Below are 22,261 nucleotides of genomic sequence, written 5' to 3'. Positions count from 1 at the left end.
AAATTTCAATTAAGCTCTACAAATAAACTGTCGCCTACGCAATGCGTGGGCTCGGTTTATCGGAGCTGTGGGTGCTTGGTCGTACCTCTGTGGCTGGTATTATCGATGTCCCACGCAGGTTGTTTTTAATCTGCTTGGGATGTAGGAATGTTTTACTTTAAATCCCGCATTATGGACGAGCCAAACAACAGTATTACAAGCCATGAATTGAAAGTTTTTATGGAACTTCACCAAATAAAAACAGTAAGTGCATTATTAGAACATGACAATCTTACCTTACTTAAAATGAAAGGATTCGGATGGCGTCTTATGAAAGAGGTTTTAGGACTTCGCAAGATTTAATAGGTCTATAATCTTTTCTCGAACAACACTTTTGGTGTTAGACTCGACGTTGTAATATCTTGATTTTATACTATCAACGGAGATTTGTTCGGTTGTTTTGGTTTTGAAATTCTCGGCAATGAACCGAAAAATATCTCTTTGATTGCTATGTTTTATGACGCCAGATTGATTAAGAATATTGAAAAAATAACTGATTTGCGCTACGGATAAATCGGTATGAATTTTAGTTTTTTCTTTGTCTTCAATTTGAACTGTCTGATTTATATTTTTTAGTTTTAAATTCTTGTTTAAGAATTCAATTTCTTCTTCGATCCAACCAATTGCTTGTGTTTTTATAGATGGATAGTCTCGAAAGTACGACTTTAGTATTTTGATTTGACTTTGATTGATATTCTTCCGTTTTTCGTATAATAGATTAATTTTATCATTTGTGGAATCGAGTTGATTTAAATCAGAAATGATGGTGTCGATTTTATATTCAAATAGCTTTAGTGAATTTAGATCTAATTCGAAAATCAGGTCGATGACATTTGATTCAGTAGTTTCAACCATCATTGTGAAATAATCGTAACATGCTGATATGTACTTTTTGCAATATTTGAACTCATAATAATCTATCTTATTGTTTAGTGCGATAGCAGCTATTTTTCCAATAGGATCTAAAGCAATGGTTAATAATTTTTCGTTGCTGCAGGATTCCATGAATTTGCTTTCAATGAATTGCAATTTTGGTTCTAACCTTTGTTTCTCTAGCATTAGTGTGCGAAATGGCACTCTACTATTTTCTGAAGTGTACATTGAAAATTCCTTTTCAAGGAACCGAAGTAACTTTTCTAAGTAAATGTATATAATTTTTAGGTGGTCCGTTTTGTTACATTGGTTCGAAAACTTATAAAGTTCTTGAACTGAATTTGGTTTAATTTGATTGATGGTGATTTCAATTAGGTTCTCAATACTTAACTGAATTTTATATATAAATTGTTCTATTTGATTTTTTGATTGGTATTTGAAAATTTTGTCTTTAATGCAATTCTTTATATTGATGTTTTCGTTTTTTACAATTTGATAATAATAAATAAATAGGAGGTTTATTTTGGATAAGCTCTCTAATTTGGCATCAACTAATAGATATAGGATTTTGAGTCCGCTTTGTGAACTCCAATGTAATTTGAGATTGGTATCTTGCAGATTTAATTCTTTCAAGATAGAAGGAATGAATTTTTCTAGTTGCGGATGACTTTCAGATTTAAGGTTTTCGAAATTAATGGCATGCGGATAAAGATTATGAATCGGATATTCGATAATGAAATCATTGGAGTTTCTCCGTTTTTTGAAAATCACTTTATATGAAACAAAGCTTTCTGTGGCTAATTTTTGAATAGCCTCCATGCACTTTTTATCATTGATATGTTTAGTATTGTTTATGTCACGAAGCAGTTTGTCGTAACATTTGAGAATGTAATTGGCTTTCATTTTTCATCGGTTTGTATGGCTTATAGAAATGGTTTTTTCCACAAATTGAAATTGTATTTTCATTTGTGGATGATAAAAATAAAAAAAATATTATAAATTGTTTGTTTTTGGTAGAAAAAATGAAGGATTTTGTAGAGAGTGCTTTTGAAACTTAGTCAAATAAGATTAAAATATAGTAAATGATTTGGATTAGTTTATTATGTTTTATTTTCGATATAGGTTGGATAATTCTATTTTGCAATTTGGTTTTGAGTATATCAATATCTTCGCTCACTATTTTGCCAAGCACTTTTATATCAATAACATATGCACAATGTTTCATTAAGTTGTCATTTTCCCATGTCTTTTAAAATTAAAGTAACAAAAATCCAAAGTGTGCTTAGTATTTCTTTTTTATTTTTCATTTTTATATTTTAACAATAGTCTAATAACTATTAATTGATTCTGTTTATCATACAAAAGTAATCTGTCAACATTTATATCTCATTGACTTTTGCTAAGAAATGGGAATCAACTTATAATTTAAAACTTCGTAAAGACAAAACAACTATATATCTTTAATTTAAGAAATTGAAAAACAATTATCTAATTAGAAATGGATTTTGTATTAACATTTATTTTAAATTTATCTCTCAAAATCTTCATATCCTCACTTACTTTTTTATCCAAAACCTTTGCATAATGTTGAGTGGTTCGTAGATTTTTATGACCTAGCATTTTGCTTACACTTTCAATTGGAACTCCATTTGTAAGCGTTACAGTCGTAGCAAAAGTGTGTCGGGCAATATGAAAGGTTAAATCTTTTTCAATCTCGCAAACACCAGCGATTTCTTTGAGGTAAGCATTCATTTTTTGATTAGTTAGAATAGGAAGTAATCTATCCTCGTTATTGCTTTTTGGGTGGTCAGCATATTTGTCAATAATCATTTGCGTTACTGGAAGAATGGGGATTTTGGAAGCGCTTTCAGTTTTTTGTCTGTGGGTAAATATCCATTTCTCGCCATCAATACCTAAGCTTATATGCGAATTTGTCAAGTTTTTGACATCTATGTATGCCAAACCCGTAAAGCAGCTAAAAAGAAAGATATCACGAACTAACGACAATCGTTCTGTTTTGAATTCTTTGTTGATAATGTTTTGAATTTCTTCTTCAGATAAATATACTCGCTCGACTTCTTTAACTTTAGATTTATAATTTGCAAAAGGATTTTTATCAAGCCAGTCATTGGCCAGACAAAGCTTAATTATTTTATTGAAGTTTTTGATGTATTTTACTGCGGTGTTGTTGGCACAGTTTCTAATACTTCTTAACCAAAACTCATAATCAGCTATAAAAGCGTGATCAATCTTGGTGATGTCGATATCGGAAATATTGTATTTCCATTTCATAAATTCTATAGTATGTTTTAAAGAAGTTGCATATCGTTCTAAAGTTCCTGGTGCATATTCTTTGCCAACCAATTCTTTAATTTTATTGTTGTGGTCTTGGAAAATCGGAACTAACATTCGCTGCTTTTCTTCTAAACCAAACAAACTGTTTTTGAAATTCTCAATACTCAATGCTTGATTTTTATGGATTAATTGCATTTGGATGTCCAATACTTTAGATTTAACCAAATCAAGATAGCTATTGATTGAACGAGCTTCTTCTGTAGTGCCTTTCATGTTAGATAGTTCGTTAGACCATTTGGATTTTTCTACAAACTTTTTGGTACTAAATTCTAGTCGTTTTCCGTCTACAGTTAATCTTACATAAATAGGAAGTAGTCCATGTGAATTGGTTTTTGTGCTTTTAGCATAAAAGTGAAGTGTGATTTTTGTTTTCATTGTGGTGACGAATTAATTATTACTCAATTTAAATTCCTAATTCAAACCAAACAAGATGTTTACTGAATGAACTTGTTATTGAACATGCTGTTGAACTCTCTGTTTGAAAGGGTTGAGGTAATTTAGCGAGACCCTAATTTTTGATTTTTCTAGGGTCTCGATTTTATCTCGATTTAAATAAGATTGAATGAATAATTTGGTATGTCTCGAAAAGCAAAAACCCTGTAAATCATAAGATTTACAGGGTTTTGATACCATTTAGGATTTTTTCAGCGGAGAAAGAGGGATTCGAACCCCCGGACCTGTTACAGTCAACAGTTTTCAAGACTGCCGCATTCGACCGCTCTGCCATTTCTCCAATAAATACATTCATTTTGTGAATGCGAGTGCAAATATAGAAACCTTTTTTTGTTTTACAAACACTATTGGTGTAAAAAAGTTATTAATTTTATTATAAAGCAGTAAATGATTCATTATCTATACTTTTAAAAAAAAATACTTAATCCAACTTTGTATTAAAATTAAACTAAATAAAAAAAGTGTTCAAATAATTGAACACTTTTTTTATAACTTAGTCTATTAATTACACTTTACTCTCTTCTGTTTTTTTAGCTGAACAACATCCACCTTTTTTTTCACCTGCTGTACAGGATTTTTTTTCCGTTGTAGCAGATGCTTTTTCAGTTTTAGCTTTATTCTTTTTTTGTTTTGGTTCTTGTGCATTTACATTCATAGAAAATAAAAATGCTACTACAGCTAACATTGACGCTACTTTTTTCATTTTTTTTATATTTAAATTAATAATAGTTATTTATTTATAACTTCAAAAATATATATTTAATTCTTTGCTTTTCAAAATTTAACACAATGTTTTTAATTAAAACTATTTTAACGTGGTTGGACAAACATAATTGGTGGTTTTAATTCCGGTATTCTTTATTGCGTTAAATCCACCTTCAACATTAATTACATTATGATAACCACGAGCTTTTAAAATAGAAGCGGCTATAACGGAACGATATCCACCAGCACAATGCAAATAAAAATTTTCTTCTTTTGGAAATTCTGCTAAATGATCGTTTATAAAATCTAAAGGAGCTGAAGGAACATCTATAATATGTTCTGAAATGTATTCTCCTGGTTTTCTGACATCAAAAACTAAGGACTTTTCTGCTATTTTTTTCTCGAGCTCATCAGCAGAAACAGAACTAACGGTATCAATTTCAAAACCCGCATTTTTCCACGTTTCAAATCCTCCAGATAAGTATCCTAATGTGTCATCATAACCAACCCGAGCTAAACGTTTTATAGTTTCTTCTTCTTTGCCAATTGGAGTTACAAGCAAAATGGATTGTTTGTTATCTAAAATTAAAGCACCAACCCAAGGAGCAAATCCGCCATGAATTCCAATAAAAATTGATCTAGGAATATGACCTTTAACAAAATCATCTTCATGACGCACATCCAAAATTAAAGCATCGGTTTCATTGGCAACGAATTCAAAAGTTTTTGCATCATAGGCTTTGGCTTGTATAATAATATCTTCTACGTTTCCATACCCTTCTTTATTCATTTTTACATTGATAGGAAAATAGGCTGGTGGCGGCAATAAACCATCGGTAACTTCTTTTACAAATTCTTCTTTCGTCATATCAACACGAAGCGCGTAATTGGTTGCTTTTTGATCTCCAATACTACCAACAGTTTCTTTACTTAAATTTTTCCCACACGCACTTCCTGCACCATGAGCTGGATAAACTATTACATCATCAGCTAAAGGCATGACTTTGGTTCGTAAACTTTCAAATAGTAAACCTGCTAGTTCCTCTTGAGTCATGTGAGCAGCTTTTTGAGCTAAATCGGGTCTTCCAACATCACCTAAAAACAAGGTGTCACCACTAAAAATGGCATGGTCTTTTCCGTTTTTATCTTTTAATAAATAACACGAACTTTCCATAGTATGTCCTGGAGTATGCAAAACAGTAATCGTAATTTCACCTAGATGAAATACTTCACCATCTTTGGCAATATGTGATTTAAAACTCGGATTTGCATTGGGTCCAAAAACAATTGGAGCACCAGTTTTTTCAGCTAAAGTTACATGTCCACTCACAAAATCGGCATGAAAATGAGTTTCAAAAATGTATTTTATTTTAGAATTATTTTGATTGGCTTTATCAATATAAGGTTGTACTTCACGAAGTGGATCAATAATAGCGACTTCGCCGTTACTCTCAATATAATAAGCACCTTGTGCTAAACATCCTGTATAAATTTGCTCTATTTTCATTTGAAATTATTTGTACTACAAAATTAGTCAATTCTAAAAACTAATTGCCTTGAAAATACTATTTTTATGAACTTTTATAGTAATTCTTTCAAAATAATATATATTCCTAGTGCAAATACAAACCATCCAAAACCTGTTTTAAGTTTATCACTAGAAACGACTTTTGATAGTTGATTACCAATAAAAATTCCAATAATAGAAAAACTTGTAAACACAAATAAAAATTGCCAATCGATTGTTTGATCGGATCGAATATCGCCTAAAAAGCCAATTAAAGATTGTATTGCGACAATAAAAAGTGAGGTTCCAACTGCAATTTTCATTGGTGTTTTTGCTAAAAACAGTAAAGCCGGAATAATAAGAAACCCACCTCCTGCTCCAACAAAACCAGCAACTAATCCGATAAATAATCCATTTAAAATGATTTTAAAATAATTAATTGGTTGATGATTATCTGAATCTGATTCTTGAATTGGCTTAATCATTCGGATGGAAGCAAAAATCATTGCAAAAGCAAAAACAAGCATAATTAAAATCGACTTATATAAAGTGATGTTTTCGAATGAAAAAATAATATCTGGAATGACTGGAACTAGAAACCTTCTAGTAACAAAAACAGCTATCAAAGTTGGAATCCCAAATAAAACCACTTTCTTAAAATCAACTAATTTTTGCTTAGCTTTTTGTATTCCACCAACTAAAGCAGTCATTCCAACAATAAACAATGAATACGCTGTTGCTAAAACTGGTTCAATATTAATTACATAAACCAAAATTGGTACAGAAAGTATAGATCCACCACTACCTATTAAACCGAGTGTAATTCCGACTAAAACAGCTAAAATATATCCTATGATTTGTGTGAACTCCATTATTTTTTAAAAGCATTTTCATACATTGATATCCAATCCTCGACTGTTACTTTTGAAAGCAATTTGCCAATTAAATCATACGGAATATCATCTAGTTTTTTAAATCTGACGCAGCTTTTTCCCATATCTAATCTCGCTTTACTGTATTTTGGAAACTCTGAAACAAACCAATCATACAATTTTTTATCTGCATAAACGGCCATATGGTATATATTTACAGAGTTTTTTTGAGAAGCAAATCCGTAAAAAGGCAATGGTTGTTTTGGGTCACAATGATAACCATTTGGATATAGTTCATGTGGCACAACATAACCCATCATTCCGTAACCCATTACTTCTTTAAAACCTTCAGGTAAATTATCTCGTGAAACTTTTCGAAGCCTTTCGATGACTTTCCTTCTGTCATTTGGCAGTTCTGCTATATATTGATCTGGTGTTCTAGCATCTGATTGCATATCTCCTAAACTTTTTTATAGTAATTAACTCAAACAAAAGTAATAATAAAAAAATTTAATTAGCTTTACCACTGAAATACTATTTGATTATTTATGTCAAAAAATCCAATTCGGGAAGATAAAACTTGTTTAAACTGCAATTATGTTGTTGATCAGCGTTTTTGTCCGAATTGTGGTCAAGAAAACACTAATACTCGAAAAACATTTCATCATTTGTTTGTCCATTTTTTTGAAGATTTAACGCACTATGAAAATGCCTTTTGGAAAACCATCCGAAATTTAATATTCAAACCTGCTTCGCTGACCAAAGAATACCTTTCGGGAAAACGATTGTCGTATCTAGCTCCCGTGCGGTTGTATATTTTTATCAGTATAGTGACTTTCTTTTTGATTGCTGTAATTCCAACAAATAAAGAATCTGATTTCGTAAAAATAGATACCGGTGATAAAAAAGAAGCGAAAAAAGGATTTTATAATCATGAAGAAGAAGTTGAAAAAGAAAGAAAAATTGATTCGCTAAAAAATGATTCTATTGCCAAACAAACCATCAGCAAAGAAGAATTAAAAATTGATGAGCTTAAAAAACAAGGTGTTCTAAGTTCTAGAGAAGCTGATTCTATTAAAAAATTCATCGAGATTGCTAAAAAAAATAAAAATAATGACAATTCATTAAACTTTGGATATGATTCTGTAGAAAAAATGGATTCGATTAGAAAAGTAAATCCCGATGAAATAAATGATCTTGAATATTGGTTGAATAAAAAAACAATTCCTTTAAATGAAAAATTTACTTCAGAAGAAATAAAAGAAAAATTTTTAGAATCTTTTATCAAAAATCTTCCAAAAGCATTATTCATATATATGCCACTTTTTGCACTAGTTTTATGGCTTTTTCACAATAAAAAAAGATGGTATTATTTTGATCATGGCATTTTTACATTACATTATTTTTCTTTCATTTTGCTTATTTTTTTAATTCAACATCTATTCAATGGTCTAATAAATTTAATTGATAATGGAAGTATCAATATTGTTTCAAAAATATTTACTGTCATTTCCTCTATTTGGATGTTTTACTATTTCTTTCCTGCACATCATCGATTTTATGGTGAAACCCGATTTATATCTTTTCTAAAAAGCGCAACTATGTTTTTTATTAACATGCTATTAATTTTTATTGTATTATTATGTTTTTCTTTTTATACCTTTATTAATCTTCATTAATTTAAATTATGAAAAAATTTATTCCTGTTTTATTATTTGCTTTATTATTAAACAGTTGCACAACCACCAAAAGTGTATCATCAACAGTTGATATTAAAAAATACATTAGTTCTATTACATCTGATGAATTAAAAACCCATCTAACCATTGTCGCTTCTGATGAAATGGAAGGTCGAGAAACTGGTAGTCAAGGTCAGAAAAAAGCAGGTCAATATATGATAAGACAATATCAAAAAAATAATATTTCTTTCCCAAAAGGAGCCACTAACTATTATCAAGCTGTACCTGCGGCTTATTTAAATGCACAAGACAATGAAAACTTACCTGATTCTGAAAATATATGGGCGTTCATTGAAGGCAGTGAACATCCTGAAGAAATTGTAGTTCTTTCGGCTCATTATGATCATATCGGAATCAGTAAAGGTGAAATTTATAATGGTGCTGATGACGATGGTTCTGGAACAGTTGGATTACTGGAAATAGCTCAGGCATTTCAAATTGCTAAAAACGAAGGAAATGGCCCAAAAAGATCCATTTTAATTCTTCATGTAACTGGAGAAGAACATGGTTTGCATGGTTCAAGATTTTATTCTGAAAACCCATTATTTCCACTAAAAAATACAGTTGCAGATGTTAATATAGATATGATTGGACGTAGAGATGATTTACATAAAAACACCAATGATTATATCTATTTAATTGGTTCTGATTATCTTTCAACCGACTTATATAAAATTTGTGAAGAGGTGAATAAAAAATACATCAACACCAATTTGGATTATAAATTTAACGACCGAAAAGATCCAAATCGATTTTACTATCGCTCTGATCATTACAATTTTGCTAAAAACGGAATTCCTTCTGTATTTTTATTTAGTGGCGTTCACGAAGATTATCATCAAGCTACTGATGAAGTTGATAAAATTGAATTTGATGCTTTAACAAAACGAACGCAATTGGCATTTGCTATTACGTGGGAAATTGCCAATAGAGAAAAACGAATTGTGGTAGATAAAGATGGAAAATAATTTAACATCATAAACCTGTAAAGCCTTTTAAAATCTGTAACTTTGATTAAATTTAAATATCATGAAAAAAATAATCGCTATTTCGTTTTTGGCTATCGGATTTATTTTAAGCTGTAAATCCAATTCTTCATCCAAAGTAAATGCATTAACAATTTCTTTAGAACCAAAAAGTAATACTACTGTTACTGGAACTGCTACGTTTTCTGAAAAGAATGAAATGGTCACTTTTGAAGCAAAAATATCTGGATTAAAACCTGGAATTCACGCAATCCACATTCATGAAAAAGCCGATTGTTCTGCTGGTGATGCAACATCTGCTGGTGGACATTGGAATCCTACATTTAAAAAACACGGAAAATGGAATGTTGGCGAATACCATAAAGGCGATATTGGTAATTTTACTGCTGATGAAAAAGGAAATGGAACTATTTCTTTTAAAACAAACGAATGGTGCATTGGTTGCGGCGATGAAACTAAAGACATTTTAGGAAAAGGATTAATTGTACACGACAAACCCGACGATTTTACGACACAACCAACAGGAAATGCTGGTGCTAGAGTTGCGTGTTCGGCAATTATAAAATAAAATTTTAGTTGGAAGATAAAGCAACATCATTATTTTAACTTCTATAATTATACTTAGCTTTGCAATTCAAAATTGAGCTATGATAAACCCATCTACTTCTGGTTGGATTGATAAGTTTTTTACTGTTGAAAATAATTCGGAATCACGAGTTTTTACCAGTAGCTTATCATTCTATAAAAAAATTAGAGAAACTGGTTTTATTTATGGACATGTTGTTTTAAAATTTGAAAATTCTGAGGAACTAAAACCTGATGAAATTTCAAAAATAGCTCTTTTAGACAATTTATATTCTACCTTTCAATATGTTACTAAAGAAACTGATTCTAAAACATTTGTGGCTAAAACATTAGAATTTTACAAAGAAATGAATCCAAAAGGATTTGATTTTTTGAGTACACTAATTAGTTCATCAAAAAACATCAAACTAGAACGATTACTTGATGATCGAGTTCAAACAAATAAAGATATTATCAGTAAGAACTTTTCAAATATTGTTACAAATGCTTTGTTGTTTGTTGATATTTTGGCCTATAAACTTTTTTTAGCTGAAGGCGAAATTCCAGAAAAATATGTAAAACGCATTGAAGAAATGATAATGAGTATTGTTTCATTATCACTTCAAGTCAAAATTAATAAATCGTCTAATGATGATTTGCTGATTAAACTATTTGAAGCTTCGGTACGTTATACCAAATTTTCTAAAATAAATATTAAACAATTAGAAAATTTACCATTAGATAATTTTAAAGATGATTTAGAAAAATTTTATTTTCTAGATTTAGCGGTTCTTACTATGTATAACGATGCTATTATTGAAAACGATGAAGTATATTTTTTAAACAAATTAGGCAAACACTTAAAAATTTCTGAAAAATTTGTATCTGAAAGTATTACTGCAACGAATCAATTTATTAAAAATCACAAAAAAAACATACAGTATTTTAATTACTCCAATCCGGTAAAACATTTTTACGATCAAACTACAAGCGGAGTTCAAGTTTTGATAAAACGAAACAAAAAGCGTTTGACTAAAGAAATATCTCAAAGTAAAGAATTAATGCACCTTTTGGCCAAATCAACAAACAAAGATTTAAGTCTTGAGGAAAAAAAGAAAGTAAAAAAACAATTACTAGATATTTGCAAAACTATTCCGTCTTTAACCATCTTTTTAATTCCGGGTGGCGGATTGTTATTGCCAATTTTAATAAAATTTATTCCGCAATTATTACCTTCTTCTTTTAATGAAAATTTAGAAGATTAATTTCATTCCCAAAATCGGTTACAATACTCTTATTCCAACAATTTTTATTAATTAAATTTCAAATTAATCTGAAAATTTAGCAATTAATATAGGATATAATTCATAAAATTTATTTATATATATTATTAAAAATATAAATAAAAATTTATGAATAATAAAACAGAAATTTGCCTTGATAATATTAAACATTTAATCATGACTAGAATAACAGTTGCAAAAGGTGACGGGATTGGTCCAGAAATAATGGATGCTACGCTTGAAATAATTAAAGCTGCAGGAGCAAAAATTGAAATTGATGAAATAGAAGTTGGTGAAAAAGTATATCTTTCAGGAAATACTTCTGGAATTGCTTCTGAGTCCTGGGATATAATCCGAAGAAATAAAATTTTTCTAAAGGCACCTATAACTACACCTCAAGGTGGTGGTTATAAAAGTTTAAATGTTACAACACGAAAATTTCTTGGATTGTATTCAAACGTTCGTCCTTGCATGAGTTTGCATCCTTTTGTGGAAACCAAACATCCTAAAATGGATATTGTAATTGTAAGAGAAAATGAAGAAGATTTGTATGCAGGAATTGAACACCAACAAACAGATGAAGTAGTACAATGTATAAAAATTATTAGTCGTCCTGGATGTGAAAAAATTGTGCGATATGCTTTTGAATATGCTAAAGTATATGGCAGAAAAAAAGTAACTTGTTTTACAAAAGACAACATCATGAAACAATCGGATGGTTTATTCCACCAAGTGTTTGATGAAATTGCAGTCGAATATCCTGAAATTGAAAACGAACACTGGATTATTGATATCGGTGCAGCAAAGATGGCTGATACACCAGAAATTTTTGATGTTATTGTAACACTTAATTTATATGGTGATGTATTATCTGATATAGCGGCCCAAATTGCCGGTTCTGTTGGATTAGCAGGTTCGGCAAATATTGGAGAAGAATGTGCTATGTTTGAAGCGATTCATGGTTCAGCTCCTCGTAGAGCAGGTCAAAATTTAGCCAATCCTTCAGGTTTATTAGAAGGAGCAGTTATGATGTTAAATCATATTGGTCAGACAGAAATAGCTGAGAAAGTTCAAAATGCTTGGTTAAAAACTATCGAAGACGGAATTCATACCTATGATATTTTTAAAGAAGGAATTAGCAAACAAAAAGTGGGGACTAAAGAATTTGCTGAAGTAGTAATTTCAAACTTAGGCCTGAAACCTTCTTTATTAAGAGAGGTTTCTTATGCAAAAGAAGTAGCACTAAACTTACCTAAATACATAAAAAAACCAGCAGCTAAAAAAGAATTAGTAGGTGTAGATATTTTTGTTCATTGGAATGGAACGAATCCAAATGAATTGGCAGAAAAAATTCAGAAATTGAATAATGATAATGCAAAGTTATCAATGATTACCAATAGAGGAATAAAAGTTTGGCCTGATGGATTTAGTGAAACTTTTTGTACGGATCACTGGCGTTGTCGCTTTAAGCCTGCAAATGGTAATGGAATTGATAAAAAAAATATTATCGGACTCTTATCTAACGCAATAGAAAATGAAATTGACACCATCAAAACAGAAAACTTATACGAATTTAATGGTAAACCAGGCTTTTCATTAGGCCAAGGACAATAACATTATGGAGATACAATTAATTAATGGACAATTTAATGCACTAGAAGCTATAGGCATTATTACAGAAATGGTACAGGTAAAAATTAAGTATCATGAAAATAAAATTAAGGAAAGTCATAACGAAGAAGATATAAAAATGAGAGAACGAAAAATAAAAGCATTACAAAATGATCTCTCAATATCAAGAGATTATATCAATAAAAATTCGGAAAACATAATTATTAATAGCACTATAAATCTTTAAAAAATGGAAAATACTACAAATTTTAAATTAATTGATGGAGAATTCACAGCAGAAGAAACTCAAAAAGTATTAATGTCTTTAATTAATAATAAGATTGATTTTCATAATTTATTTGCATTTAGCAATCACATTCGATTTAATCAAGACAGTAATGCTTCAAAAAGGAGAATTGAAGAGTTAACATCAACACGTGATGAAATAGCTGAATTAACCAAATTAGCGCAATCTGAAGGATTTAGTTTTAGAATAAAAAGTAATGTAAGTCTAGAATTAATTAAAGAACCAACTTTAGTTAAATAGTTTATTTAAAAACATCATTCTATTGTGAATTTATTCCAAGACAGAAAACTTGTGATTGCCACAAAACATAAAAAAGATGCTGTTATTTATCCTATTTTAGAAGAAAAGCTAAAAGTGCAATGTTGCATTCCTTTAGAATTAGATACTGATTTATTGGGTACTTTTACTGGTGAAATAGAACGAAAAAAAGATGTGCTAACGACTCTTCGAGAAAAATGTTTTCTTGCTATGAAAGAGATGAATTGCGATTTAGCAATTGCTAGCGAAGGGTCGTTTGGTGCACATCCAACTATTTTTTTTGGTCATGCAGATGATGAAGTTTTAATTTTTATGGATACTAAAAACGATATTGAAATCATTGCCAGAGAGCTTAGTACCGACACTAATTTTAATGGAAGTGAAATTACAAACGAAATCGAATTACTTGAATTTGCAAAGAAAGTTAATTTTCCATCTCATGCATTAATTTTAAAATCATCCGAAAATAATTTTTCTAAAGTAATAAAAGGAATAACTGATGAAAACCAATTGTTAGAAAATTTTAGGTCAATAGTAAACGAATATGGAACTGCATATGTAGAAACTGATATGCGTGCTTTATTCAATCCAACACGCATGCAGGTCATAAAAATAGCAACCGAAAAACTAGTTGATACCATTTTGTCTTTATGTCCAGAATGCCAAGCACCAGGATTTACAGTATCCGAAGTTAAACAAGGTTTGCCTTGTGAATGGTGTAATTATCCAACACGCTCCACATTAAGTTTTATATATACATGTAAAAAGTGTAATCACTCTTCAGAAAAAATACATCCACACAATAAAACAAAAGAAGATCCGATGTATTGTGACTTCTGTAATCCATAATCAATGATTCAAATCTCAAAAGATATTTCAAAAGCAGTTGCGTTATTAAATCAAAATCAGCTTATTGCTATTCCAACAGAAACTGTTTATGGATTAGCTGGAAATATTTATAATGAAGAAGCTATAAAAAGCATTTTTAAAGTTAAAAACAGACCCTTTTTTAATCCATTGATAGTTCACATCAAATCGATAAAACAATTAGATGAATTAGCCAAGGATATTCCTAAAAAAGCAATTTTACTAGCGGAAGCATTTTGGCCAGGTTCTTTAACGTTAGTTTTAAAAAAACAAGATATAGTTCCTGATTTGGTAACTGCTGGAAAAGATTCTGTTGCCATTCGAATACCAAATCACCCAACAACACTAGCTCTTTTAGAAAGTTTAGATTTTCCGTTAGCTGCGCCAAGTGCTAATCCATTTGGTTCAATAAGTCCTACAAAAGCTTCTCATGTGGCAGATTATTTTACTGATACTTTAGCAATGGTATTGGATGGAGGTGAATGTGAAAATGGAATTGAATCTACAATAATTGGATTTGAAAATAATGAGCCAGTAGTATTTCGTTTAGGTTCAATAGCTGTTGAAGAGATAGAAAAAGTTATTGGAAAAGTTCAAATAAAAAATAAAAAAGACAATACTCCAGATGCACCAGGAATGTTATCTCGACATTATGCGCCAAAAACAACTACTTATTTAAAGGAAGATGTAGCGCATTTTGTAAAAGAATTTACTAATAAAAAAATTGGGGTGCTTCTTTTTGATAAAAAGATACAAAATGTTCCTGATTTATATCAAGAAATTCTATCTGAAAACAGTAATTTAAAAGAAGCTACATCCAATTTATATGCTGCAATGCACCGATTAGACAAATTAAACTTAGATGTAATAATTGCACAACGATTTCCAGATGTTGACTTAGGAAAATCTATTAACGATCGATTAGAACGAGCTACTAAAAAATAATTATGAATATAAATTTACTCTTAGATAATTTAACCAATCCAGCACTTTTATTTTTTCTTCTAGGAATTATAGCTACGCGATTAAAAAGTGATTTAGAAATTCCGCCAAACTCTTCTAAATTTATTTCGCTTTATTTATTGTTTTCAATTGGATTTAAAGGAGGTCAAGAATTAGCTCATAGTCACTTTAGTTTTGAAATAATATGGTCTGTTTTATTCGGTGTTTTTATTGCCATTGTTATTCCAATATATTGCTTTTTTATATTAAAAAGAAAATTTAGCATAGAAAATTCGGGAGCTATAGCAGCAGCATATGGTTCTGTAAGTGCTGTTACTTTTGTAACGGCTGCAGCTTTTTTAGAAATACAGAAATATACTTTTAGTGGCCATATGGTAGCAATTATGGCTTTAATGGAAGCTCCAGCTATTATTATTGGTGTTATTTTAATGCGCTTATACGCAAAAAAAGAGTCAAATGCTACTAAAATAAATTCGGTTATTAAACATTCGTTTACAAATGGAAGTGTTCTATTAATTCTAGGTAGTTTGGTTATTGGTTACCTTGCAAGTGATCAACAAGCAATGGGTATTAAACCATTTACAACCGATTTATTTAAAGGATTTCTTGCTATTTTCTTATTGGATATGGGAATTATAAGTGGTAAAAAATTAGATGTCTTTTTCAAAAGTGGTTGGTTTCCAATAATTTTTGCTGTTTTAATTCCATTAATGAATGGTACGATAGTCGCGTTTTTAAGTCAATTCGTTACTAATGAAATTGGAAATAGATTTATTTTTGCAATACTAGCTGCTAGTGCGTCTTATATCGCTGTTCCCGCAGCCATGAAAATTGTAGCACCAAAAGCGAATCCGGGTTTATTTTTACCAATGGCTTTAGCTGTTACTTTTCCTTTTAATATAACACTTGGAATGCCAATTTACCTATCAATAATAATATCATCATAAAAATAAACCAATTTAAATAAGCTTTGATATAATTAGGCTTTGAATTAGTACTCTTAAATTTGGTTTTAGAAAAGACTGTAAATGAGAAATCTTTACAGTTTTTTTGTTAAATTAAAAACAGTAATAAAAAGGAAATTATTTAACTCGAAAACTTTAAACGATAAACTTCATCAAGTTCAGAATTTGAACTCATATTTACACCCAAATCTGTTACATAACCCGAGTTTAATCCATAAGTCCATCCGTGCAATGTTAAATCTTGACCACTTCTCCATGCTCCTTGTACAATAGATGTTTTAGCCAAATCAAATACTTGTTCTTGTGCATTAACTTCAACAAATTTATTAAACCGTTCGTCTTCATCTTGAAAAGAGTTTAAATAATCTTCGTGTAGACGATAAACATCTTTAATATGACGAATCCAATTATCGATTAATCCGATAGACTGATTTCCCATAGCTGCTTTAACTCCACCACATCCATAATGACCGCAAACAATAACATGTTTTACTTTTAAAACATTTACAGCATAATCAAGAACACTTAACATATTCATATCGCTATGAATTACCATATTAGCAATATTTCTGTGTACAAAAACCTCACCTGGTTTGGCACCAATAATTTCATTTGCAGGCACACGACTGTCGGAACATCCTATCCATAATAATGGTGGTTGTTGCCCTTTTGCTAAATCTTTAAAATATTCATTATCTAAAGCTAATTGTGATTCTACCCATTTTTTATTATTTTCCAATATTTTTTTGTAAAATTCTGCACTCATAGTTTCTATTTTATAATTAATTATTCAAAGTGTATGTCTTTCTTTTCTAAAACTTCCATTTTACGTTTCATGACATTATATTTATGTTCAATTGTAACTGTGTTGCGATAACCATCGCTATTCTCTAATTGATATGACTCTTTAAAACCTACTAATTTAACATTGATCTTTAAATCTTTTGATTTAATCTTTTTAAATTCATTTATTAAATCTAAAATATCATGAGCTATATAAACGGTATCTTTTGCATTAATTACAACTTTAGAGTTTGCAGGTAAGTCATTTAACGTTTTCTTTAATGCTGCTTTATTTAAAAATGATACTTCTTGTGCTAAATCAATATGAATAATATCGCCATCTTTATAATCTTCTTTTCTAAAAATGTAGGCTCTTTTTGAATTTCCTATTAAAATAAAAATGACATTTATTATCATACCCAAGAATACTCCTCTCAGTAAATCAGTGAAAACAACAGCTAAAAATGTTATAATAAATGGAATAAATTGAAATATTTTATCTTTTATCCAAAAGTGTTTAACTAATTTAGGATTAGCTAATTTATATCCAACTAATAATAAAATGGCTGCCAATGTGGCTAAAGGAATTTTATTTAATAGTGTTGGAATTAACATAACGCTAATTAATAATAGAAATCCGTGGAGTATGCTAGACATTTTTGATTTAGCACCTGCAGCACTATTTGCAGAAGTTCTTACAACAACTGATGTCATAGGCAATCCACCAATAAGTGAACTTAAAATATTGCCAAATCCTTGCGCTTTTAATTCAACATTAGTATCAGTATATCGTTTTTGCTTGTCCATTCTATCAGCAGCTTCAATGCAAAGTAAAGTTTCAATAGAAGCTACAACAGCTATAGTTCCAGCTACAATCCAAACTTTAGAATTGGATATGGCAGAGAAATTTGGTGTTATAATAATGTTACTAAATTCTTCGAAATTTTTAGGGACTGGTAAACTGACCAAATGATTTTTTGAAATCATCAATGAGCTTTCTGTAAGTATAAAATATTCATTTAAAACAATACTTATTATAACTGCTATTAATGCAGAAGGAACTAATTTTATTTTCTTTAAAAAATCAAATTTTGTCCACGAAATCATAATAACTAAGGAAATGAATGTGATAAATATAGACCCTAATTGTATGTGATTTAAAACTTGAAATAATTCAGAAAAAGTATTTTGACCATCAATTTGAAGAAATGATTCATCACCTTCGAAATCTTTGTCATAACCAAATGCATGAGGAATTTGTTTCAAGATTATTATAACTCCAATACCCGCTAACATTCCCTCAATAACATTAGTAGGAAAAAAATTTGAAATAGATCCAGCCTTTAAAAAACCTAGAATCAACTGAATTAATCCAGCAATAAAAACAGCTAATAAAAAACTATCAAAAGCTCCCAAATCAGTAATTGCAGTTAAAACTATTGCGGTTAAACCAGCGGCTGGACCTGAAACACTTAGATGAGAATTACTTAAAAACCCAACAACAATACCTCCAATTACACCCGAAATAATTCCAGAAAAAAGTGGTGCACCAGAGGCTAAAGCGATTCCTAAACACAAAGGTAGTGCAACTAAAAAAACTACTAAACCAGAGGCGAAATCAGATTTAAAAGTTGACATTAAATTAATTTTATTAATCACTTATTTTAATTTTTAAAGAACCAAATATATAGTAAATAAAATGGAAATAAAATTAAATTCAAAAATATAAATTTATTTAACTTTTCAAAATTTTATTAACTACAATTAAAAAAATGACAAAATACAATATAAATTAAATTGATTTATTTTTATATTTGTATCAGAAATTACTATACTATGACAATTACACAATTACATTATGTTTTGGCTGTTGCCGAATATAAAAACTTCACTTTAGCAGCTGAAAAATGTTTCGTTACACAACCTACTTTAAGCATGCAAATTCAAAAAGTAGAAGAAGAATTGGGAATTCAAATTTTTGATCGCACCAAAAAGCCAATTCAATTAACTGAAATTGGACAAAAAATAGTCAATCAAGCAAAGAATATTGTTATTGAAGCTGATCGGATTCAGGATATTGTAGATCAACAAAAAGGATTTATTGGAGGAGAGTTTAAATTGGGAATTATTCCAACAGTAACTCCAACTCTTTTACCAATGTTTTTGAATAATTTTATTAAAAAATATCCAAAAGTTAAATTACTAATTGAAGAGTTAAATACAGAAGACATCATCTTTAAATTAAAAAATGGTCATTTAGATGCTGCAATTGCATCAACTCCTTTATTAGATGATAAGATAAAAGAAATTGTTTTGTATTATGAACCTTTTGTTGCTTACATTTCTGAAAATCACAGTAATTTTAATAAAAAAGAAATTGAAATTGAAGACTTAAATCTAGATGAAATTTTATTATTAAAAGATGGGCATTGTTTTAGAGATAGTATCTTAAATTTGTGTAAAAACAATTCAAATTTAGAACACAATCATTTTCAATTGGAAAGTGGTAGTTTTGAAACTTTAATAAAATTAGCTGATGAAGGACTTGGGACAACTCTTTTACCGTATTTACATACTTTAAATTTAAGCGAAAAAGATCAAACAAAACTTCGTCACTTTAAAGCACCTAAACCTGCTAGAGAAGTTAGTTTAATTTATCCCAAAAATGAACTAAAAATTCATATTATTGATGCTTTGCGAAATACAATTGCAGGAGTTATTAAAGGAGCAATCGTTTTTAATAATGTGCAAATAATAAGTCCAAAATCAATTAAATAGAAATGGAGTTAACAAACTCCATTTCTATTATCTTCAATATTAAAATCCGATAAGCAATTTTTCAGTTCTGGTTTATTTACCGTATAATACGATAACCAGTTACTTAAGTGTTCAACTTCATAAGGCAATAAATTTCGTATTCCTTTTTTTAATTCTTTTTTAAAAAGCGCTGGGTCAAAACTCACACTTTCTAACATAGATTTAGTGTAATCGTAAATCATTCTAGACATAGTTTTAAGATTTAGGGGTTATCTTATTTTTAAGAACGTTTGATAAAACTACATATAATTTTATTAGCTAACAAATAAAAAATGTAAAAATTATCGATAAATGACTTAAAATAGCGATATATAACATTAAATTACATAAAATATAATATTTAACTTACAAATATTAAAATCATTATTAGTTCTATTAAATTAAAAGTAAAAAGTATTTTAGATGTAATTAAAACAATTAATAAAATGAAAACCCTACTAAAATAAAAAAGGAACCGTTTAAGTTCCTTTTAGTTTTATTTATTGATAATCAGTAAACATTGTCGTAATTCTGGCTTTTCTTTTGTGAAATTTAAAAGCCAATCAGTGAGTTGTTCAATTTCATAGGGTAAAAGCATTTTTAGTGCTTTTTCTAATTCTTTACAAAAAAGTGTAGTATCAAAACTAACTCTTTCTAACACCGATTTTGTATAATCAAAAATTTTTCTTGACATTAAAAATTGATTATTTGGTTAATTAATATGATAATAACAGTTATTTATAAACGCAAAAAAAACACGTTTATTGTAGCAAATTTATAAAAGATTTAAAATAGTAGTATTAATTATAAGTTAAACTTTTCGAGCTCTCAACATTTCTCTTTTTCCAGGTGCGCCAGGCAATTTTTCAACACTAAAACCTGCTTCAATCATGGCATTTTTAATTAAAGTTCGGCAAGCATACGTAACCAAAACACCATTATTTTTTAAAGCAGAAAACATTTTTTGAAATAGCTCCAACGACCACAATTCGGGTTGAACCCTAAATCCAAATGCATCAAAATATATTATATCAAAAACATTTTTATCTGCAATATCTTGGAACATTTGTTTTCGTTTTAGCAAAGAAAAAGTACTTGAAATTTGATTCTTTTGTTCCCAATCACAATTATGTATACTATCAAATAACTTTTTTTCAGCATCTAATTCATTTGCATAATTCATTTGCATTGCTTCTTCATAAGAAACTGGATATGCTTCTACTCCAACATAATCAATAATTTGATTTTTCTTATGGGATTCTAAATTAGTAATAAAAGCATTTAATCCGGTTCCGAAACCTATTTCTAAAACCGAAACAGACTTGTCATTAAATAATGAAAGTCCGTTTTTAATAAATACGTGATATGCTTCTTGAATGGCTCCGTGTTTAGAATGATAACTTTCATTCCATTCGGGTAAATAAATAGTAGTAGAACCATCGAGAGTTTGAATAATTTCTCTTTTCATATTTTTGCCGCAAAGGCACTCGTATTCTATATTTGTATTCTAAAAAAATTTAAATTTACTTAATGTATAATTTTTTTATTTTCGGAATTGGTCCGCCACATTTACTTTCATGACAAGTTATACAAGCGTTTATACCTTCATTAAAATGCTTTTTGGCGTTTTTAGGGTCATTATAAATAAGTTTTTGTGCATTTATAAATAAAGTTGCATTTTCTTTAAAAAAATCATCATTGTCAGACTCATCAGTAAATTTTGCTGAATGTATTTTTAAAAAATAATCAGGAAATTTACCAACAGCCTCTCCTTTTTCAATACGTTCTTTTAATCGTTGATTGTCGACATACATTTGCTCCATTAATGCGGCCATTTCAGACATTGAATACATTTCAAAATCCTTTCCTTTTTCAGATTTTTTTGAAGTACAAGAATCTTTTTTTTTATCTCTATTATCTACATTGCTTTCTTTCTTTTGACAAGAAATTACAACTAATAATGTAATAAAAAATAAACTGATTTTTTTCATTTACTAAATGCTACTTTTTAATATAAACTCCAGTTGCGGTAAAAGAATATGTTATTTCTGGTTTGGATATTTTATTAATTTCAGCTTGTGATTTTCCGCCATCTTTAGCATAATGTTGCAGTTCTTTGACCGAAACAACATCGATAAATGCATAACCACTTATAATTGCTTCCGAATTATCTGCATTTAAAGGAACAAAAAAACCATAATCTTTAAAACGAACAAAAGATTGACTATCATTTGTTAAATCCATTTGCATCCAACATCCTTTTTTCTTGCAAACTTCTTTAATATTTGATCTGAATTTTACTGCTATAGAATCTCCTTTCTTGAGTGTTTTGTAT

At 29.3% G+C, this 22,261-nt stretch carries 25 protein-coding genes and 1 tRNA gene; 12 read left to right on the top strand and 14 right to left on the bottom strand.

Annotated features, from left to right (window positions below):
* Positions 1-171 precede the first annotated feature (171 nt).
* Positions 172-342: a hypothetical protein gene (locus tag RMO70_RS03600; RefSeq protein WP_310555056.1), complete on the top strand. Its 171-nt coding sequence runs from the start codon at positions 172-174 to the stop codon at positions 340-342.
* Here RMO70_RS03600 and RMO70_RS03595 read toward each other — a convergent pair.
* The 7 genes from RMO70_RS03595 to RMO70_RS03565 form a co-directional block, all read right to left on the bottom strand.
* Positions 322-1,815: a hypothetical protein gene (locus RMO70_RS03595; RefSeq protein ID WP_310555055.1), complete on the bottom strand. Its 1,494-nt coding sequence runs from the start codon at positions 1,813-1,815 to the stop codon at positions 322-324. The two genes, RMO70_RS03600 and RMO70_RS03595, sit on opposite strands and share 21 nt — an antisense overlap.
* Positions 1,816-2,400: 585 nt before the next feature.
* On the bottom strand, positions 2,401-3,642 hold the full coding sequence (locus tag RMO70_RS03590; RefSeq protein WP_310555054.1) for a site-specific integrase: 1,242 nt from the start codon (positions 3,640-3,642) through the stop codon (positions 2,401-2,403).
* 273 nt (positions 3,643-3,915) lie between these two features.
* A tRNA-Ser gene (locus RMO70_RS03585) sits at positions 3,916-4,000 on the bottom strand.
* A gap of 225 nt (positions 4,001-4,225) precedes the next feature.
* On the bottom strand, positions 4,226-4,423 hold the full coding sequence (locus tag RMO70_RS03580) for a hypothetical protein (RefSeq protein ID WP_310555053.1): 198 nt from the start codon (positions 4,421-4,423) through the stop codon (positions 4,226-4,228).
* Positions 4,424-4,525: 102 nt separating this feature from the next.
* The gene (locus RMO70_RS03575) at positions 4,526-5,932 is read right to left on the bottom strand and encodes an MBL fold metallo-hydrolase (protein WP_310555052.1); all 1,407 of its coding nucleotides are present in this window, start codon (positions 5,930-5,932) and stop codon (positions 4,526-4,528) included.
* A 74-nt stretch (positions 5,933-6,006) separates the two neighbouring features.
* A complete protein-coding gene (locus RMO70_RS03570; protein WP_310555051.1) occupies positions 6,007-6,804 on the bottom strand; it encodes a sulfite exporter TauE/SafE family protein in 798 nt (265 codons plus the stop codon).
* Positions 6,804-7,259, bottom strand: coding sequence for a DUF1801 domain-containing protein (locus RMO70_RS03565; protein ID WP_310555050.1), 456 nt, complete (start codon positions 7,257-7,259; stop codon positions 6,804-6,806). Before RMO70_RS03565 ends, RMO70_RS03570 begins: the two co-directional genes overlap by 1 nt.
* 93 nt (positions 7,260-7,352) lie before the next feature.
* Here RMO70_RS03565 and RMO70_RS03560 point away from each other — a divergent pair, with 93 nt between their 5' ends.
* From RMO70_RS03560 to RMO70_RS03515, 10 genes are all read left to right on the top strand, one after another.
* Positions 7,353-8,483, top strand: coding sequence for a DUF3667 domain-containing protein (locus tag RMO70_RS03560; RefSeq protein WP_310555049.1), 1,131 nt, complete (start codon positions 7,353-7,355; stop codon positions 8,481-8,483).
* Between the two features lie 8 nt (positions 8,484-8,491).
* Positions 8,492-9,511 (top strand): M28 family metallopeptidase, encoded by a 1,020-nt coding sequence (locus RMO70_RS03555; protein WP_310555048.1) that lies wholly within the window; start codon positions 8,492-8,494, stop codon positions 9,509-9,511.
* 61 nt (positions 9,512-9,572) lie between these two features.
* Positions 9,573-10,097, top strand: a complete 525-nt coding sequence (locus RMO70_RS03550) for a superoxide dismutase family protein (RefSeq protein WP_310555047.1) — start codon at positions 9,573-9,575, stop codon at positions 10,095-10,097.
* A gap of 79 nt (positions 10,098-10,176) precedes the next feature.
* On the top strand, positions 10,177-11,358 hold the full coding sequence (locus RMO70_RS03545; protein ID WP_310555046.1) for an LETM1-related biofilm-associated protein: 1,182 nt from the start codon (positions 10,177-10,179) through the stop codon (positions 11,356-11,358).
* A gap of 147 nt (positions 11,359-11,505) precedes the next feature.
* Complete coding sequence (locus RMO70_RS03540; protein WP_310555045.1) at positions 11,506-12,990, top strand: NADP-dependent isocitrate dehydrogenase; 1,485 nt, start codon at positions 11,506-11,508, stop codon at positions 12,988-12,990.
* Between the two features lie 4 nt (positions 12,991-12,994).
* The gene (locus RMO70_RS03535) at positions 12,995-13,234 is read left to right on the top strand and encodes a hypothetical protein (RefSeq protein WP_310555044.1); all 240 of its coding nucleotides are present in this window, start codon (positions 12,995-12,997) and stop codon (positions 13,232-13,234) included.
* Between the two features lie 3 nt (positions 13,235-13,237).
* Positions 13,238-13,534, top strand: coding sequence for a hypothetical protein (locus RMO70_RS03530; RefSeq protein ID WP_310555043.1), 297 nt, complete (start codon positions 13,238-13,240; stop codon positions 13,532-13,534).
* 24 nt (positions 13,535-13,558) lie between these two features.
* A complete protein-coding gene (locus tag RMO70_RS03525) occupies positions 13,559-14,401 on the top strand; it encodes a DUF6671 family protein (protein WP_310555042.1) in 843 nt (280 codons plus the stop codon).
* 3 nt (positions 14,402-14,404) lie between these two features.
* Positions 14,405-15,364, top strand: coding sequence for an L-threonylcarbamoyladenylate synthase (locus RMO70_RS03520; protein WP_310555041.1), 960 nt, complete (start codon positions 14,405-14,407; stop codon positions 15,362-15,364).
* Between the two features lie 2 nt (positions 15,365-15,366).
* Positions 15,367-16,329 carry a sodium-dependent bicarbonate transport family permease gene (locus RMO70_RS03515; RefSeq protein WP_310555040.1) on the top strand — a complete coding sequence of 321 codons (963 nt, stop codon included), beginning with the start codon at positions 15,367-15,369 and terminating at the stop codon, positions 16,327-16,329.
* 139 nt (positions 16,330-16,468) lie between these two features.
* Here the strand turns inward: RMO70_RS03515 and can are convergent, their stop codons facing one another.
* Positions 16,469-17,113: a carbonate dehydratase gene (can, locus tag RMO70_RS03510; protein WP_310555039.1), complete on the bottom strand. Its 645-nt coding sequence runs from the start codon at positions 17,111-17,113 to the stop codon at positions 16,469-16,471.
* Between the two features lie 20 nt (positions 17,114-17,133).
* Complete coding sequence (locus tag RMO70_RS03505) at positions 17,134-18,768, bottom strand: SulP family inorganic anion transporter (protein WP_310555038.1); 1,635 nt, start codon at positions 18,766-18,768, stop codon at positions 17,134-17,136.
* Positions 18,769-18,966: 198 nt separating this feature from the next.
* Between RMO70_RS03505 and RMO70_RS03500 the strand changes: the two genes are divergently transcribed.
* Entirely contained in the window at positions 18,967-19,908 is a 942-nt protein-coding gene (locus RMO70_RS03500; RefSeq protein WP_310555037.1) for a LysR substrate-binding domain-containing protein, read from the top strand.
* Positions 19,909-19,916: 8 nt separating this feature from the next.
* Here RMO70_RS03500 and RMO70_RS03495 read toward each other — a convergent pair whose 3' ends face one another.
* The 5 genes from RMO70_RS03495 to RMO70_RS03475 form a co-directional block, all read right to left on the bottom strand.
* Complete coding sequence (locus tag RMO70_RS03495) at positions 19,917-20,138, bottom strand: hypothetical protein (RefSeq protein WP_310555036.1); 222 nt, start codon at positions 20,136-20,138, stop codon at positions 19,917-19,919.
* Positions 20,139-20,422: 284 nt separating this feature from the next.
* On the bottom strand, positions 20,423-20,620 hold the full coding sequence (locus tag RMO70_RS03490) for a hypothetical protein (protein WP_310555035.1): 198 nt from the start codon (positions 20,618-20,620) through the stop codon (positions 20,423-20,425).
* A 117-nt stretch (positions 20,621-20,737) separates the two neighbouring features.
* Positions 20,738-21,394: a tRNA (5-methylaminomethyl-2-thiouridine)(34)-methyltransferase MnmD gene (mnmD, locus tag RMO70_RS03485; RefSeq protein ID WP_310555034.1), complete on the bottom strand. Its 657-nt coding sequence runs from the start codon at positions 21,392-21,394 to the stop codon at positions 20,738-20,740.
* A 55-nt stretch (positions 21,395-21,449) separates the two neighbouring features.
* Complete coding sequence (locus tag RMO70_RS03480) at positions 21,450-21,917, bottom strand: hypothetical protein (protein WP_310555033.1); 468 nt, start codon at positions 21,915-21,917, stop codon at positions 21,450-21,452.
* 10 nt (positions 21,918-21,927) lie between these two features.
* The coding region (locus RMO70_RS03475) for a DUF4920 domain-containing protein (RefSeq protein ID WP_310555032.1) at positions 21,928-22,261 on the bottom strand (334 nt) is incomplete at its 5' end.

Source organism: Flavobacterium sp., assembly GCF_031422135.1.
GTDB lineage: Bacteria > Bacteroidota > Bacteroidia > Flavobacteriales > Flavobacteriaceae > Flavobacterium.
Note: the sequence above shows the minus strand (reverse complement) of the source record. Positions and strands in the feature narration are given on the sequence as shown.